The organism is Pseudomonas sp. MWU12-2345, from assembly GCF_023242385.1.
Taxonomy (GTDB): Bacteria; Pseudomonadota; Gammaproteobacteria; order Pseudomonadales; family Pseudomonadaceae; genus Aquipseudomonas; species Aquipseudomonas gingeri_D.
Map to the genome: position 1 here is coordinate 76,888 of NZ_JALLJA010000018.1, position 16,606 is coordinate 93,493.

The window sequence follows — 16,606 nt, forward strand, 5'->3', positions numbered from 1 at the left end:
AAACATCAGGCAATAAAAAACCCGCATCAGACGATGCGGGTTTTTTCTATCCAGCTAACGAGCGGTTCAGGCCCGTCGTGAATCAGAACTTGTACGTGGCGCCCAGGCCGTAGCCCCATGCGCTGTTTTCGTACGTGGAGCTGTAGGCGCCCTTACCCGGGACGTTGAGGTTGACGTTGACGTCTTCTTCCTTGAGGTAGGAGACGGCGAGGTCGATGGTCAGGTCGTCGGTTGGGCTCCAGCCAGCACCGAAGCTGATGGCACGGCGATCACCCGTAGGGATACGCACGGAGCGATCGGTGTTGTTGGTGGGCGCCTGGTCAACCGACAAGCCGCTGCGCAGTACCCATTCCTTGTTGACGCGATAGGAAACACCGATGGCCGAAGCCCAGGTGTCGTGCCAGTTTTGTTGCTCGGTGATGCTAGTGAGCTGCGGGGCGAGCGGTCCGGCCACGCCCTGGTTGTTAATGGTGATGTTTTGCAGACGGCTCCAACGGGTCCAGGTAGCACCGCCGTAGACAGTCCACTGATCATCCAGTTTCTGGGTGATCGAGAAGTCTACGTTCTCTGGCGTGGTGATATCCAGGGAGCCTTTGTAGCGCGCATCGGGAATACCGAAGCCGGTGAGGCCGGTGACGCTGGTGTGGCCATCCAGCGAGTAACTGACCTTGGAATGGTAGGTCAGGCCCAGGCGGGTGGTGCTGGTCGGTTGGACAATCACACCGACGTTGTAGCCCACTGCGGTGTCATCACCCTTGACGTCGACAAAGCCGTTACCAAGAGCCAGCGTGGAGCTCAGTTCGCCGCTGAGACGGTTGAAGGTCGGACCGCCACCGATAGACACCATATCGTTGATGGCATAGCTGACAGTCGGTTGCAGAGTGACAACCTTGACTTCGCTCTTCTGGCCGTAGTTGGCGCCAGCAAAGCCGCTTTCATAATCGGTTATCAGGCCGAAAGGTGCGTAGGCCCCCAGACCCACTGCCCAGCCATTACCCAGTTGTTTGACGATGAAGCCATTGGGTACGGACGTGAACGGGACCATATCGCCGTCGTTGGTGCCGCCTCGGCGACCGCCGCTGGCGTTCCTGATATCGGTCTTGGCATCAATGGTTGCTACACCCGCGGTCACTTGATCGCGACCGAGCAGGGACATACCGGCAGGGTTGCCGTAAACGGTACTTGCATCTTCGGCAGAAGAAGATCGACCCGCATAACCGGTCCCCATCCCGCTGATGCTCTGTTCGTTGAGGGCAAAGCCACTCGCGAAAAGCTGGGTGGATGCCAGAGCAACAGAAAGGCTGAGAGTGGTCTTGAGCATTACTTTTTTCATTATTAGAACTCCGTGGTGATCACCGAGGCGAAAAGTAGCAACATTTTCGCCCCGGCGCTATAGGGTGAATTGCTGGAGATAGAGCGGTTTTGTAGGACAATCCGACCAAAATCGATCGGTTTTCCCGGAAACTGGGTTTTGGCTCTAGCAGGCGATCGGAGTGACCGATGAGTCACAACTTTGCCAGGCGCGAGTGAAATCCCGTAAACGTCCTTGTGGCTGGAAAGTCTGTCGCCAGATCCGCGCCATACCGAGCAGATCGTCGATGGCGGGCAGCTTGGGGTGGTGTTCTTCCACCAGCAGCCAGGCGATGGCCGTGGAATAACGAAGATTCACCGCCAGTTCGAGATTCGGGCTGCTAAAAAAAGCATGCTGGCTGGCCAGGCCGCGCACCAGGCTGGCCAATTCCGGGTCCGGGGCCAGGTAGCGGTCCCATAACGCGGCATGGCGGCTTTCGTCGATGCAGTACAGGCCGTGACCGCGGCGGTCGTGCAGGGCCGAGCCCAGGTCCGACTGGCTGGCGGCGATGCCCAGCAGCAGTGCTTCGGCGCTCGGGCTGTGGCGACCCAGGTACAGCAGGGTCGGGCGAATCACATAAAGGCGCAGTTCCCTGGCGGCGATACCCATGACACCCTCGATACTCCGGCCGTGTGATCGGCGTTTTTTATTGGTCGGCGTGGCCTGGCCCCTGGTAGCGGTGGAGGCGTTCAGGCCCGCCGGAAGCGGCCCGGGCCGCTTGAGTTGAAGTGTAGTGTCATATCTCTGCTGTAAAGGACTGTTTTTAAAATATTTAAACTATGAGCGCGTGGCTTATATATTTATTCGTGCTTAGCCATACAGTCAAAATCGCGAAACTTCAGGCAATAAAAAGCCCGGCAACAAAGGCCAGGCTTTTGGGTTACAGCTTGTTTCTAAGCTGGGCTATACGGGCCTCAGGCAACCAGGGCCTGGCGCGTGCGGTCGATGACCGCCTGCAGCGGTTCGGCGCTGGAGTACTGGTCCGGATACAGACGTTCGCTGTGACGAGCGATACCGTGTTCGTTGACCAGCGTGAAGCTGAAGCAGCCTTTGCGAGCGGCCATGATCAGGCAGTTCATCGGTGCGAAGGCGTTGGTCAGGGTGCGAATGGCGTCCTGGGTATGGATTTGAGTCGACATAATTATTAGGTGTTCCTGCAAATGACACGGAATCTGATCCGTGCAACGTTAAAACGTTCCAGTAGCGTCGAACCATTATGGATCGGACGAAGAACCTGACTGGAACAAAGCCGCCAGTTGAGCGCATGAAATCAAGTGGCGCTGGGGCTGGCAGGTAGGTACTTAGGAGGGCAGGCAATCACAACAAGGGCAAAGGTTCTGGGCCCGGGGTGAAGATCCTGATCAATCTTGCAGGTTGGTTCGGTCAGAGTAACAACCTTCGGCAGCCGCCTTTCATAAGGCTGTACTGGAGAGGATTTACCTGGAAACCATCGAGGGGTCGATCCCTTTTTCGAGCGACTGATCCATTTTGGAGAGTGCTTCTGAGGGAATGTTCGACCTGAATTGACTTTCAGCTTGGTACTAACGGGGCGGATACTATCGCATTAAAACGGATAAGGGAAGCGTGTTGGCAAAAAACTTGTTCAAGGCGCTGCCGTGGTACCGAGGCGGAATTTCGCTGGCGGGACGCTGCCCGAAAGGGGGCGATATGCTGGCTCCAGGAGTAGCGCTAAAGAGCGAATGGCGGCGCCTGTGCAAAAAAGGTGCGTCGATATAACCGTTATCGCACTACTTGTGCACAATCGGCCCACGGCTTGTCACCGGACTGTCATCTGCGCAATCTGTCCCTCGAATGCCTGTATCGCCAATACAAGTCAATGAAAAATATCGTCTTTTTTTATTGGTGAAAAAATCGACAGTTTGACTGCGAGCCCCATTCCATGCGGCTTTGCGAGGGTTGGAGAGGGGTTGTCCACTGAGTTATCCACAGCTTCTGTGGATTGTCCCAAGCGCTTGCTCTAGGACGGGCATGTCGAGTTTTTTCGGCTTTACCCGTACGAAAAACAGCGTAGAGTGGCGCGCCCCGCGATCTGGCGTGCAGTGCTACATGAAATTTCGCTTGGCTTTCTTGCCCTTGTCCCGGCCCGATACGATTTCTACCTGGCGCGAACTGTCCAGGGCCGATCACCTTCGTTACCCTTGATTCTTTACAATTGGTTGGCACCTTGGGAGTTCTTATGGCGTTGGATCTGACCAGTCTCTTGCTCGGTTTGGCGGGCGCGGCGTTGCCGTTGCTGGCCCTGGCCTGGCAGTTGCAGCGCCGGGCGAGTGCTGCCCAGGCCGAGCTGGTGCTGTTTGACGAGCGTCTGAGCAGTGCCCGGCTGGCGGCGGATGGGCTCGGTGCACAACTGGATGCCAGCCGCGACGAGGTCAGCGACCTGAGCCAGGCCAATACCGTCAAGCAGGCGGAACTGGCGGCGCTGCGCCGGGAAGTCGAACTGCTGCAGATCGAGCGTGACAACGGTCGCGACGCCGCCCATGCCTGGAACCTCGAGCGTGCCCAGAAAGAGGCCGAGCTGCGCCGCCTGGATGCCCAGGCGGCGTCGTTGAGTGCCGAGCTGCGGGAACAGCAGGACAGCCATCAGCAGCGCCTGGACGACCTGCAGGGCTCGCGGGATGAACTGCGTGCGCAGTTTGCCGAAATGGCCGCGAAGATCTTCGACGAGCGCGAGGCGCGTTTTGCCGAAAACAGCCAGCAGCGCCTCGGACAATTGCTCGACCCCTTGAAGGAACGTATCCAGTCCTTCGAAAAACGTGTGGAAGAGAGTTATCAACAGGAAGCCCGCGAACGCTTCTCCCTGGGCAAGGAGCTGGAGCGCCTGCAACAGCTGAACCTGCGCCTGAGCGATGAGGCGACCAACCTGACCCGGGCGCTCAAGGGCCAGAAGACCCAGGGCAACTGGGGCGAATTGATTCTCGAACGGGTGCTTGAGCATGCCGGGTTGGAAAAAGGCCGCGAGTACCAGACCCAGGTCAGCCTGAAAGGACCGGACGGCGAGCGTTTCCAGCCGGACGTGCTGATCCTGTTGCCGGGTGACAAGCAGGTGGTGGTGGACTCCAAGGTCAGCCTGACCGCCTACCAGCAATATGTCGGCGCCGATGACGAGGCGATCGGCCAGGCGGCGCTCAAGCAGCATGTGCTGTCGTTGCGTAATCATGTGAAGGGGTTGGCCGGCAAGGACTACAAGCGTCTGGAAGGTTTGCACAGCCTGGATTTCGTCTTGCTCTTCGTGCCCATCGAAGCGGCGTTTTCGGCGGCCTTGCAGGCCGAGCCGAACCTGTTCCAGGAAGCCTTCGATCGCAATATCGTGATTGTCAGCCCGACCACCTTGCTCGCCACCTTGCGGGTGATCGACAGCCTCTGGAAGCAGGAACGCCAGAGCCAGAACGCCCGGGAAATCGCCGAGCGCGCCGGTTGGCTGTACGACAAGTTCGTGTTGTTTATCCAGGACCTGGACGAGGTCGGCAATCGCCTCCAGCAACTGGACAAGGCCTACGCTGCCGCGCGGAACAAGCTGACGGATGGGCGTGGCAACCTGGTCAGCCGCAGCGAGCAGCTCAAGCTGCTGGGCGCGCGGGCGAGCAAGAGCCTGCCCGCGGAACTGCTGGAACGGGCGATGACCGATGAGGACGGCGTGGTGCAGTTGCCTGAGTAATCAGCCCGCGTTCAAAGCGGCAGATGCCGACTCAACAACGCCCGCAACGCCGCCGGTTTCACCGGCTTGGCCAGGTACTCCAACCCCGCCCCATGCACCTGTGCGACGGTTTCCGGGCGCAGGTCGGCGCTGATCACCACACCGGGCAGCGGCTCCGCCAGGCGCGTGCGCATCCAGGTCATCAGGCCGGTTCCGGTCTCGCCGTTATCCAGGTGATAGTCCACCAGCGCCAGTTGCGGACGCAGGCCGCCATCGAGCAGCGCGGCGCACTCCTCGCGATTGCGCGCGGTCGAGACCCGGCAGCCCCAGCGGGTCAGCAGGCTGTGCATACCGATCAGAATGCTGTCCTCGTTATCCACGCATAACACCTGGGCACCGCTCAGTGCCTGGCCGTTGACGGGCGGACTGTGGCCGGCCGCACTCGCCGGATGACGGGCAATCGGCACGCTGACGCTGAATACACTGCCGTGCCCCGGCCAGGAGCGCACTTGCAGGCGATGCCCGAGTACCCGGCAGAGTCCGTCGGCAATCGCCAAACCCAGCCCCAGGCCTTTTTCGGCCCGGGTCTGGTGGCTGTCGAGACGTTTGAACTCCTCGAAAATCACCTGGCGTTTGTCCTCGGGAATCCCCGGCCCGCGGTCCCAGACTTCCAGGGACAACAGGCCGCCCTGGCGCCGCACGCCGAGCAGGACCGGGCCCTTGGCGTAGCGGAAGGCATTGGTCAGGAAGTTCTGCAGGATCCGCCGCAACAGTTTGATATCGCTGTTCACCGGCAAGCGACTGCCGCGAACCCGGAAGTTCATGCCTTGCTCCTGGGCCAGGGCCTTGAATTCCGCGCCGAGGGTGTCGAACAGCTCGTTGAGGACAAAGGGTTGTGGATTGGGCGTGATCTTGCCGTTCTCCAGGCGCGAGATATCCAGCAGGTCGCTGATCAGGTCCTCGGCCGAACGCAGCGAGCTGTCCAGGTGCTGGACCAGTTGCCGGGCCTCCCGGGACAGGCTGTCGTCCTGATGGGAGAGGGCGGCGGAGAACAGGCGGGCGGCGTTCAGCGGCTGCATCAGGTCGTGGCTGACCGCCGCAAGGAAGCGGGTCTTGGACTGGTTGGCCGCTTCCGCCGTGCCCTTGGCTTCGGTCAGGGCGACGTTCAGTTGCGACAGTTCGTGGGTCCGTTCGGTGACGCGCTGTTCCAGGCCCTCGTTGGCCTCGGTCAGGGCTTGCTCGGCCTCGCGGAACGCGGTGATGTCGGTGAAGCTCATGACAAAACCGCCGCCGGGCATCGGGTTGCCGATCAGCTCGATGACCCGACCGTTGGGGAACAGCCGCTCCGAGGTATGCGCGCGGCCCTGGCGCATCCAGTGCAGGCGCCGTGCGACATGCACTTCGGCCTCGCCGGGACCGCACAGGCCGCGCTCGGCGTTGTAGCGGATGATATCGGCAATCGGCCGGCCGACGCTGATCAGGCCGTCCGGGTAATTGAACAGTTCCAGGTAACGGCGGTTCCAGGCCACCAGCCTCAGTGACTGGTCGACTACGCTGATGCCCTGGGTGATGTTTTCGATGGCGCCTTGCAGCAACGCGCGGTTGAACTGCAGCACTTCGGAGGCTTCGTCGGCGATCCGGACGACATCTTCGAGTTGCATTTCCCGCCCTTCGATGGCAGCTTTCACCACCGCGCGGGTCGAGGAGGCCCCGAGTACCCCGGCCAGCAGGCGTTCGGTATGGGCGATCCAGTCGCTGTCGGCGTTCTGGTTCGGATTGAAACCCTTGCCCTGGCGATAGGCGAAACGGATAAAACTCTGGCGTGCGCGTTCTTCGCCGACAAAGCGTGCGGCGAGGGTCAGCAGGTCTTCGATCTGCACCGCCAGCATCGAGCGGGCGCTGGGCCGGGCATTGAGTTCCTGGCCGATAAAGCGCCCGGCCTGCCAGTGCTCGGAGACCCGTGTGCGCGACAGCAGCGAGACCCAGGCGAAGAGGGTGAAGTTGCCTGCCAGCGACAGCACCACGCCTTGGGTCAGCGGGCTGATCGGCAGGTTAAGCGGGTTGCCGTGCAGCCAGGCCAACCCGGGGAAACTGCCCAGCGACCAGCCCAGGCTGCGGGCGGCGATCGGTAGGATCAGGGTATAGAACCAGAGGAAGGTGCCGCCGGCGATACCGGCAAACACCCCGCGCCGGTTGGCCTGTTTCCAGTACAGCGCGCCGAGCATAGCCGGCGCCAGCTGGGTCACGGCGGCGAAGGCGATCTGGCCGATGGTTGCCAGGCTCGCGGTCGAGCCCAGCAGGCGGTAGCTGACATAGGCCAGCAGCAAAATGGCGACAATGCTGACCCGACGCACCGAGAGCATCCAGTGGCGGAACACTTCGAACGGCCGTTCGGAGTTCTGCCGGCGTAGTAGCCAGGGCAACAACATGTCGTTGGAGACCATGGTCGACAACGCGACGCTGGCGACAATCACCATGCCGGTGGCCGCCGAGGCACCACCGATAAAGGCCAGCAAGGCCAGCGACGGATGGGCCTGGGCCAACGGTAGGCTGATAACGTAGGAATCACGCAAGACATCCGTGGGCAACATCATGCGCCCGGCCAGGGCAATCGGTACCACGAACAGTGCCGCGAGGATCAGGTAGGCGGGGAACACCCATTTGGCCAGGCGCAGGTCCTGAGGTTCGATATTTTCTACCACTGTGACATGGAACTGCCGGGGCAGGCAGATGATCGCCATCATCGCCACGCCGGTCTGCACCACCATGGACGGCCAGTTGACCGTTTCTTCCCAGTATTCGGCCAGCAGCGCCGAGGTTTTGGCCTGGCTGAACAAATCGTCGAAACCGTCATAGAGGCCGTAGGTGACGAAGGCGCCGACGGCGAGAAAGGCGAACAGCTTGACCAGGGATTCGAAGGCAATCGCCAGCACCATGCCGCGGTGGTGTTCGGTGGCGTCGAGGTTGCGGGTACCGAAGACGATGGTGAACAGCGCCAGGATCAGCGACACCACCAGCGCCGTGTCCTGGGCGCGTACGCCCATGGCGTCGGCACCGGCACCGATCAGCAGGTTGACGCCGAGGACGATGGCTTTCAGTTGCAGGGCGATATAAGGCAGTACGCCGACCAGGCAGATCAGCGCCACGACCACCGCCAGGGATTGCGATTTGCCATAGCGGGCGGCGATGAAGTCGGCGATGGAGGTGATGTTTTCCTGTTTGCTGATCAGCACCATCTTTTGCAGGACCCAGGGTGCGAACACCAGCAACAGCACGGGGCCCAGGTAGATCGGCAGGAACGCCCAGAGCTGGTCGGCGGCCTGGCCGACCGCGCCGAAGAAGGTCCAGCTGGTGCAATAGACGGCCAGGGACAGGCTGTACACCCAGGCCCGCACGCGTGGCGGCAGGGGCGCGCTGCGGCGGTCGCCATAAAAGGCGATGGCGAACATGATGGCCATATAGGCCAGGGCGACGGCGGCGATCAGCCCGCTGGACAGCGACATGGAAACTCCCGGCAAAAGACATTCCGAGGGCAGTCCGGCCCTGGCGCTACAGTCTCGCACGATGACCGGGCGGCGTCAGTGTCGACCAAGGTCGCAGCCCTGTTGCTAAGGGGCGGTGAGTGCCAACTCGATTTGTTGGTGCAGAGCTTCGACACTCAACGGCTTGTCCGCGAACAACACTCGGAACACCGTCGGCGCGACGATCAGGTCCAGCAGGCGCTCGACGCTGGGCAGCATTGCTTGCGGGTAACGATCGAGAATGATCTGCAACTGCCGGCCGAGGATGGTGGTGCAATAACCGGTGCTGGTGCTGCATTGCACGTCACGCATCATCTGCCGGCCCGGTTCCGAGCTGATCTCATCCAGATACTGCTCGGCCCAGGCCCTCAGGTCGCCGCGCAGGCTGCCGGTATTGGCCGGTTCGACCTCCGGGCGCATACGCGCAAAAGCCACATCGGCCAACAACACCGCCAGGTCGCCCCAACGCCGATAGATGGTCGAGGGTGTGACCCCGGCCCGCGCCGCAATCTGCGGAACGGTCAGGCTCGCGCGGTCCTGCTCTTCGAGAAGCCCACGGACCGCCTGATGAATCGATTCCTGCACCCGAGCACTGCGGCCGCCCGGACGTACACTTTCTTTGATCGCCATGCCAAAACCTTAACACAAAGAATTTGCTTTAAGAGAAAAGCCGTAGCACACTCCGTAAAAGCAATATTTTAGCTTTTGTGGAGTGTGCCTATGTCCCATCGCGCCGAAAAGCCCGTGTCCAACCGTGCCAGCCTGGTGTTTCTGTCGATCACCTTGCTGACCTTTCTGGCCGCCTCCAGCGCGCCGACCCCCCTGTACCATCTGTATCAGGAAACCCTGCGGTTTTCCGCGGCGACCCTGACGCTGATCTTCGGGGTGTATGCCCTGAGCCTGCTGGCGGCCTTGTTGACGGTCGGTTCCTTGTCCGACCATCTGGGTCGCCGGCCGGTGATCTTTACCGCGTTACTGTTGGATATCGGCGCGATGTTGCTGTTTATCACGGCCGACAGCGTCGTGTTGCTGATCGCCGCGCGGGCGCTGCAAGGTTTTGCCACCGGCATGGCCACCAGCGTACTGGGTGCGTCCCTGCTGGACAACGACAACCGCAAGGGGCCGTTGATCAACAGTATCGCGCCTTTGCTGGGCATGGCCTGCGGGGGCCTCGGTTCCGGTTTGCTGGTGGAGTTCGCGCCACACCCCATGCAGTTGGTGTACTGGATTCTGTTCGGCCTGCTGGTGGTGCAGGCGGCGACTGTCTGGCGCTTGCCGGAAACGGTCAGCGCGCAGCCGGGCGCGCTGGCCTCGTTGCGTCCGACCCTGCATGTACCGCCGCAAGCGCGCAAGGCCCTGTGGATCGCCTTGCCGGTGGACGTCGCGGTCTGGGCCATGGGCGGTTTCTACCTGTCCCTCGCGCCTTCGCTGGTGCGCGCCGCGACCGGCTCGACGTCCAATCTGATCGGTGGCGTGCTGGTGGCAATCCTGACCCTCAGCGGCGCGTTGACGATCTTCACCTTGCGCGATCGCCCGGCGCAAAAAATCCTGCGCCTGGGGGCCGTGCTGCTGGCCATTGGCGTCAGTCTGATTCTGCTGGCGGTGCACAGCGCCAGTCTCCCGCTGTTTCTCTTCGCCACCTTGGTCGCGGGGGGCGGTTTCGGCTCGGGTTTCCTCGGCGCGCTGCGCAGCGTGGTGCCGCTGGCCTTGCCCCATGAACGGGCAGGGCTGATGTCGGCTTTTTATGCGCTGAGCTACCTGGCGTTCTGTCTGCCGGCGTTGTTGGCGGGCAACCTGAGTCACAGCCTGGGCTTGATCGCCACGACCGACGGCTATGGCGTGATGTTGATCGGGCTGTCGCTCGGAGCCTTGCTGATGTTGCTGTGGCGTCGCCCGGCACGGGACCTGGTGGCCTGAGTCGGTCAGCCGGCTGATCGGTTATTGCAAGATCGACGGCAGGGGGCTGGTCAGACTGGGGTCTTTTACCGGAAGGATCACGGTGCTCAATGACGACTCCCACACGCTCAGGCATCCGGACGCCCTTGCCGGCGTCCACCCAGCTTGCCCTGAGGTTCCAGTCGGCGGATCTGACACAAATGCTCGGTCTGTTGCAGGAGGTAGCCTGGCAGCCGTTGTCCGCTCAGGCCCGTTTGTTCCTGCAACCCGAGAGTCTGTTCGGCTTGCATCAATTGCTTTGCCATGTGCTGCCCTCGCGGCGGATGCGGCCCCAGGGCGCGGCGCCCATGGCCTTCGCCTTGCAGACCCTCAGGCAGGCGCTGTTGCAAGAGCCTGATCCGCGGCGCCGGGTCGAGTTGGCCCATGACTGCGTCGATGTGCTGCTGCTAAGGACCCAGGGGGTGTGGATCGGCAAGCGGATTGCCCAACTGCATGGGCTGGAGGCGATGGATATCGCGACCCAGGGGTTTATCGAACTGATCCAGACCTGTGCGGCGATTCTCCGCGATCATGCCTTTATCATGGTGCGCCTGGGTATCGGTGGCGGTTGGTTCGGGCGAGAAACCGGCGTCGCTGCGAAATTGGGCAGGGCGGGGGTCTATGGTTCCGGTGGGCATATCAACCGCGCGCGTTTTGCGATTTTGCGCAGCGCGTTGGTGCGTGGCGATGAAATCAAACGGCCAGTGCCGGGTAAGGAGCCGGTGCTGGATGCCGCGTGGTTGCGCAGGGAGGCTCAGCTGGATCTTTATCGTTTGGAGCAAGAGGCGGATGAATACGGTCATTGTGGGAGCGGAGCTTACCCGCGAAGCTTTTAGCGTTCTTACGGGCCTCTTCGCGAGCAAGCTCTGCTCCCACAAGGACCGCGTGGCAACAGGTTCTCAGGTTTGGCGCCCGGCAAACTGCGCCCGATAAGCCGACGGGGAAATCCGTAGCGAGGCCTGGAAATGCTGGCGTAACGACAGGGCCGTGCCGAACCCCGCTTCCAGGGCAATGGCTTCAATACCCTGGGCGCTGCTTTCCAGCAGTCGCTGGGCATGGCTCAAACGTTGCCCCAGCAGCCACTGGCCGACAGTGGTCCCCGTCAGTTGCTTGAAGTGCCGGGTGAATGAGCGGCGACTCATCGCTACCCGATCCGCCAGTTCATCCAGGGAGTGACTCCGGGTGAAGTTGTGCCCGAGCCATTGCAGCAGTTGCCCCAGGCGATCCTGCTCGCCGGCCAGGGGCAGGGGCCGCTCGATAAACTGCGCCTGGCCACCCGAACGATGGGGCGCGACCACCAGCCGCCGGGCCACCTTGTGCGTGACTTCGGCCCCGCACAGTTGCTGCATCAGGTACAGGCAGCAATCCAGGCCGGCGGCAGTGCCGGCCGAGGTCAGCAAGTGCTCGGACTCGGCATATAGCACGTCGGCATCCAGCAGCACCCGAGGGTATTTGCGGGCGAAGGTCGCGGCCCAATTCCAATGGGTGGTGGCCTTGCGTCCGTCCAGCAGGCCGGCTTCAGCAAGAACAAAGGCTCCCAGGCACAGGCCGACGATCCGCGTGCCTTCGCCGTGTGCCTGGCGCAGTGCTTCCAGCAACGGCTCGGGCGGCCGCTCCTCGGTGTCGCGCCAGGACGGCATGATGATTACGTCGGCCTGGCTGAGCACCTCAAGCCCATGATGAACCTGGATATCGAAACCCGCCGAGGTAATCAGTGGACCAGGCTCGAAGCCGCAGACCTTCAGGGAAAAGCGTGGCATCTCGATGCCTTCGCGCTGCTCGGCGAATACCAGCGTCGGTACGGATAAATGAAAAGGGCTGATGTCGTTGAAGGCGATTACGGCGACATGGATCGTGGTCATCGTCTGTGTACTCGGGGCAGCGATTTGGCCTGATCTTATCGAAGATTGTCTTTCGGGCCACTTATTAATGTGTGGATCACGGGCAATCATGAGTGCTCGACCATCCCCATCAAGGACCCCGCCCATGGCGATTATCCGCAGCGCAGACTTCACCGGCAGCCGTCCCTGGGCGGCACTGGACATCGCCAGCATGAACGGCATCAGCACCCGCCTGCATTGGACCGACCAGCCCTATATCTGGCACGTCAATGACGGGCAGGAGGTGTTTGTGGTGCTCGATGGTCGGGTCCGCATGCGTTATCGCAATGACGAGATCGAGCAGGCCGTCATGTTGGAAGTCGGCGATATTTTCTACGCCGACATCGGTTGTGAGCACCTGGCCGAACCCTTGGGCGAGGCACGGGTGCTGGTGATCGAAACCGAAGGCAGTCCATGACAGCTTATCTATAAAACAGATAACAGTTAGAGAAATTACCCGTTATATGGATATTCGATCCGGTTCTATGATGGCTGCAACCTCACCCGAGGACAGGAGTCAGTCATGCAACCGTGCCCCAATAGCGTCAAACCCGGAATCCGGCCTTTAGGCCATCTGCAGCACCCTCGCGAAGTCATTCGCCAGTTCACCCCCAACTGGTTCGCCGCCACCATGGGCACCGGTGTCCTGGCGCTGGCCCTGGCGCAGTTGCCGGTCGAAGTCCCGGGCCAGCGTGCGTTCGCCGAAGGCCTGTGGCTGTTCAATATCCTGCTGTTCGCCGTGTTCAGCCTGCTCTACGGCGCGCGTTGGGTATTGTTCTTCCATGAGGCGCGGCGGATTTTCGGGCATTCCACGGTCTCGATGTTCTTCGGCACCATTCCCATGGGGCTGGCGACCATCATCAATGGTTTCCTGCTGTTCGGCGTGCCACGCTGGGGCGACAGCGCGGTGCAGGTCGCCGAGGTGCTGTGGTGGATCGACGTGGCCATGTCCCTGGCCTGCGGCGTGCTGATTCCCTACCTGATGTTCACCCGCCAGGAGCACAGCATCGACCAGATGACCGCGGTCTGGCTGTTGCCGGTGGTGGCCGCGGAAGTGGCGGCGGCCAGCGGTGGCCTGCTGGCGCCGCACCTGCTCGATACTCACCTGCAGTTCAACGTATTGATCACCAGCTATGTGCTCTGGGCGTTCTCGGTGCCGGTGGCGTTCAGCATCCTGGTGATCCTGCTGTTGCGCATGGCCTTGCACAAGTTGCCCCATGAAAACATGGCGGCCTCGAGCTGGCTGGCGCTGGGCCCGATCGGGACCGGGGCCTTGGGCATGCTGGTGCTGGGCGCGGACTCGCCGGCGATTTTCGCCGCCAACGGCTTCGCCGGCATCGGTGAAATCGCCAGCGGGCTGGGCCTGGTCGCCGGGATCATCCTCTGGGGCTTCGGCCTGTGGTGGATGCTGATGGCGGCGCTGATCACCCTGCGTTACCTGCGCCGGGGCATCCCGTTCAATCTCGGCTGGTGGGGCTACACCTTCCCTTTGGGCGTCTACTCCCTGGCGACCTTGAAATTGGGCAGCACCTTGCACCTGGGCTTTTTCAGCGGTTTCGGCCTGGTATTGGTGGCGTTGCTGGCGGTGCTCTGGCTGATTGTCGGTTCAAAAACCCTGCGCGGTGCCTATAAAGGCGAGCTTTTTGTTTCGCCTTGCCTGGCAGGAATAGCGAAATAGTTGCCTGATTTTAGGTAAGGTTGTGGCCCGGGGGTGGTGATCCGCCTTCCAACAAGAAAGCCGCTCTCGGCGCCACTCAGGTACAGGGAAGATGAGTCACCCCTCACAGTTCAGCCTGCTGCGTACACGGCGTTTCCTGCCGTTCTTCGTCACGCAGTCCCTCGGTGCGTTCAACGACAATCTGTTCAAGCAGTCGTTGATCCTTGCCATCCTCTACAAGCTGGCCCTCACGGGTGATCGCGGCATCTGGGTCAACCTCTGTGCCTTGCTGTTCATCCTGCCGTTCTTCCTGTTCTCGGCCCTGGCCGGCCAGTTCGGCGAGAAATTCGCCAAGGACGCGCTGATCCGGGTGATCAAGCTGGGTGAGATCGTGATCATGGCGGTGGGCGCCGTGGGCTTTGTGTTCGATCACCTGTCGTTGATGCTGGTGACGCTGTTCGCCATGGGCACCCACTCGGCGCTGTTCGGCCCGGTCAAATATTCGATCCTGCCCCAGGCCCTGGCAGAAGACGAACTGGTGGGCGGCAACGGCCTGGTGGAAATGGGCACCTTCCTGGCGATCCTGGCGGGGACCATCGGTGCCGGGGTGATGATGTCTTCGGCGCACTACGCGCCTATCGTCTCCAGCGCCATTGTGCTGGTGGCGGTGCTCGGCTACCTGGCCAGCCGCGGCATTCCGCGGGCGGCGGCGGCGAGCCCGCAACTGCGTTTGAACTGGAATATCTTCAGCCAGTCCTGGGCCACCTTGCGCCTGGGTTTGGGGCAGACGCCCGCCGTGTCGCGCTCGATTGTCGGCAACTCCTGGTTCTGGTTCGTCGGGGCGATCTACCTGACGCAGATCCCGGCGTACGCCAAGGAGTGGCTGTACGGCGATGAAACCGTGGTGACGCTGATCCTCACGGTGTTCTCGGTGGGGATTGCCGCCGGTTCCATGCTTTGCGAGCGCTTGTCAGGGCGCAAGGTAGAAATCGGCCTGGTGCCTTTCGGCTCGTTCGGCCTGACGCTGTTCGGCCTGTTGTTGTGGTGGCATTCGGGCAATCTGCCGCAGAACGTGCAGGCCAACGACTGGCTGGCGATCCTCGGTTATCACCAGGCCTGGTGGGTGCTGGTGGATATCCTCGGGCTGGGGGTGTTCGGCGGTTTCTACATCGTGCCGCTGTATGCCCTGATCCAGTCGCGCACCGCCGAGAACGAGCGGGCCCGGGTGATTGCCGCCAACAACATCCTCAACGCGCTGTTCATGGTGGTCTCGGCGATTGTCTCGATCCTGCTGCTGAGTGTGGCGAAGCTGTCGATTCCGGAGTTGTTCCTGGTGGTGTCGCTGATGAACATCGCGGTCAACACCTATATCTTCAAGATCGTGCCCGAGTTCAGCATGCGTTTCATGATCTGGCTGCTCAGCCATTCCATGTACCGCGTCGAGCACCGCAACCTGGACTTGATCCCCGATGAGGGGGCGGCCTTGCTGGTCTGCAACCATGTGTCGTTTGTCGATGCGTTGCTGATCGGCGGCGCGGTACGGCGGCCGATTCGCTTCGTGATGTATTACAAGATCTACCGCTTGCCGGTGCTCAACTTTATCTTCCGCACGGCCGGGGCGATTCCGATTGCCGGGCGCAGCGAAGACCTGGAGATCTACGAGCGCGCATTCCGCAAGATCGCCGAGTACCTGAAGGAAGGGGAATTGGTGTGCATCTTCCCTGAGGGCAAGCTGACCACCGACGGTGAGATCAACGAGTTCAAGGGCGGCATGACCCGCGTGCTGGAGGAGACCCCGGTGCCGGTGATTCCGCTGGCGTTGCAAGGCTTGTGGGGCAGTTTCTTCAGCCGTGATCCGGCCAAGGGCTTGTTCCGCCGGTTGTGGTCGCGGGTGACCCTGGTGGCGGGGACGCCGGTCGGGGCCGAGGTGGCGGTGCCGGAGCAACTGCGCGAGCAGGTGTTGCAATTGCGCGGAATGGTGCACCGATAGAGCGTTGCGTGTTCAGCCATTACTCATGGTTGAACACGGTTTTTGTTGATGCTGTCTTGATCTTTGCCCTCTACTACGGCCAACACCGTCCTGTAGGAGCCTGGCTTGCCAGCGAAGAGGTCCGTGAGATCGCTAAAAGCTTCGCGGGCAAGCCAGGCTCCTACAGGACGGTGTTGGTCGTAGTGGCAAGTCGAGGCTCAAGATAGTCGGGTGAGTGTAGGGTCGAACAGGATGTCAGGCCGCCGAAACCTTCAGGCCGATCAACCCGGCAATGATCAAGCCCACGCTCGCCAAGCGGAACAACGCCATGGACTCACCGAACAGGATGATCCCGGCGATCACCGTGCCCACCGCGCCGACGCCGGTCCAGATCGCATAGGCGGTGCCCAGGGGCAATTCCTTCATGGCCAGGCCCAGCAGGCCGAGGCTGACAGCCATGGCTGCAACGGTGAGTGCGGTGGGGAGCGGGCGGCTGAAGCCGTCGGTGTACTTGAGGCCAACGGCCCAGCCGACCTCGAAGAGACCGGCGAAAAACAGAATGATCCAGGACATGAAAACCTCCATCTATGGATGGGGTCGTCCCCGGATGGATACCGCGCTCAAGCCGCAAGGTCGTC

The 16,606-nt window shown here is 61.6% G+C and carries 13 protein-coding genes; 6 read left to right on the top strand and 7 right to left on the bottom strand.

The window, feature by feature from the left end; translation table 11 throughout:
• Positions 1–82: 82 nt before the first annotated feature.
• The 3 genes from M5C71_RS27480 to M5C71_RS27490 all read right to left on the bottom strand — a co-directional run bounded on the left by M5C71_RS27480 (position 83) and on the right by M5C71_RS27490 (position 2,490).
• Positions 83–1,333 carry an outer membrane protein transport protein gene (locus M5C71_RS27480; protein ID WP_248769218.1) on the bottom strand — a complete coding sequence of 417 codons (1,251 nt, stop codon included), beginning with the start codon at positions 1,331–1,333 and terminating at the stop codon, positions 83–85.
• Positions 1,334–1,477: 144 nt separating this feature from the next.
• Positions 1,478–1,960: a hypothetical protein gene (locus tag M5C71_RS27485; protein WP_103494394.1), complete on the bottom strand. Its 483-nt coding sequence runs from the start codon at positions 1,958–1,960 to the stop codon at positions 1,478–1,480.
• A gap of 305 nt (positions 1,961–2,265) precedes the next feature.
• Positions 2,266–2,490 carry a hypothetical protein gene (locus M5C71_RS27490; RefSeq protein ID WP_003214941.1) on the bottom strand — a complete coding sequence of 75 codons (225 nt, stop codon included), beginning with the start codon at positions 2,488–2,490 and terminating at the stop codon, positions 2,266–2,268.
• Between the two features lie 1,172 nt (positions 2,491–3,662).
• Here M5C71_RS27490 and rmuC point away from each other — a divergent pair.
• Positions 3,663–5,027 carry a DNA recombination protein RmuC gene (rmuC, locus tag M5C71_RS27495; RefSeq protein ID WP_247263277.1) on the top strand — a complete coding sequence of 455 codons (1,365 nt, stop codon included), beginning with the start codon at positions 3,663–3,665 and terminating at the stop codon, positions 5,025–5,027.
• A gap of 11 nt (positions 5,028–5,038) precedes the next feature.
• Here rmuC and M5C71_RS27500 read toward each other — a convergent pair whose 3' ends face one another.
• Both M5C71_RS27500 and M5C71_RS27505 read right to left on the bottom strand, forming a co-directional pair.
• On the bottom strand, positions 5,039–8,509 hold the full coding sequence (locus tag M5C71_RS27500) for a hybrid sensor histidine kinase/response regulator (RefSeq protein ID WP_248769219.1): 3,471 nt from the start codon (positions 8,507–8,509) through the stop codon (positions 5,039–5,041).
• Positions 8,510–8,614: 105 nt separating this feature from the next.
• Entirely contained in the window at positions 8,615–9,157 is a 543-nt protein-coding gene (locus tag M5C71_RS27505) for a TetR/AcrR family transcriptional regulator (protein ID WP_248769220.1), read from the bottom strand.
• Between the two features lie 90 nt (positions 9,158–9,247).
• On the opposite strand from M5C71_RS27505, the gene M5C71_RS27510 reads away from it, so the two are divergent.
• Together M5C71_RS27510 and M5C71_RS27515 are read left to right on the top strand one after the other, a co-directional pair.
• Positions 9,248–10,444: an MFS transporter gene (locus M5C71_RS27510; protein WP_248769221.1), complete on the top strand. Its 1,197-nt coding sequence runs from the start codon at positions 9,248–9,250 to the stop codon at positions 10,442–10,444.
• Between the two features lie 89 nt (positions 10,445–10,533).
• Positions 10,534–11,298 (top strand): hypothetical protein, encoded by a 765-nt coding sequence (locus M5C71_RS27515; protein WP_248769222.1) that lies wholly within the window; start codon positions 10,534–10,536, stop codon positions 11,296–11,298.
• Positions 11,299–11,361: 63 nt separating this feature from the next.
• Here M5C71_RS27515 and M5C71_RS27520 read toward each other — a convergent pair whose 3' ends face one another.
• A complete protein-coding gene (locus M5C71_RS27520) occupies positions 11,362–12,324 on the bottom strand; it encodes a helix-turn-helix domain-containing protein (protein ID WP_103494387.1) in 963 nt (320 codons plus the stop codon).
• 124 nt (positions 12,325–12,448) lie between these two features.
• Between M5C71_RS27520 and M5C71_RS27525 the strand changes: the two genes are divergently transcribed.
• From M5C71_RS27525 to M5C71_RS27535, 3 genes are all read left to right on the top strand, one after another.
• On the top strand, positions 12,449–12,760 hold the full coding sequence (locus tag M5C71_RS27525) for a cupin domain-containing protein (protein WP_248769223.1): 312 nt from the start codon (positions 12,449–12,451) through the stop codon (positions 12,758–12,760).
• 105 nt (positions 12,761–12,865) lie between these two features.
• A complete protein-coding gene (locus M5C71_RS27530; protein ID WP_248769224.1) occupies positions 12,866–14,020 on the top strand; it encodes a TDT family transporter in 1,155 nt (384 codons plus the stop codon).
• Positions 14,021–14,111: 91 nt separating this feature from the next.
• Positions 14,112–15,989 (top strand): MFS transporter, encoded by a 1,878-nt coding sequence (locus tag M5C71_RS27535; RefSeq protein ID WP_248769225.1) that lies wholly within the window; start codon positions 14,112–14,114, stop codon positions 15,987–15,989.
• Between the two features lie 234 nt (positions 15,990–16,223).
• On the opposite strand, the gene sugE is transcribed toward M5C71_RS27535, so the two are convergent.
• Positions 16,224–16,541 (bottom strand): quaternary ammonium compound efflux SMR transporter SugE, encoded by a 318-nt coding sequence (gene sugE / locus M5C71_RS27540; RefSeq protein WP_100940919.1) that lies wholly within the window; start codon positions 16,539–16,541, stop codon positions 16,224–16,226.
• Between the last annotated feature and the right edge of the window lie 65 nt (positions 16,542–16,606).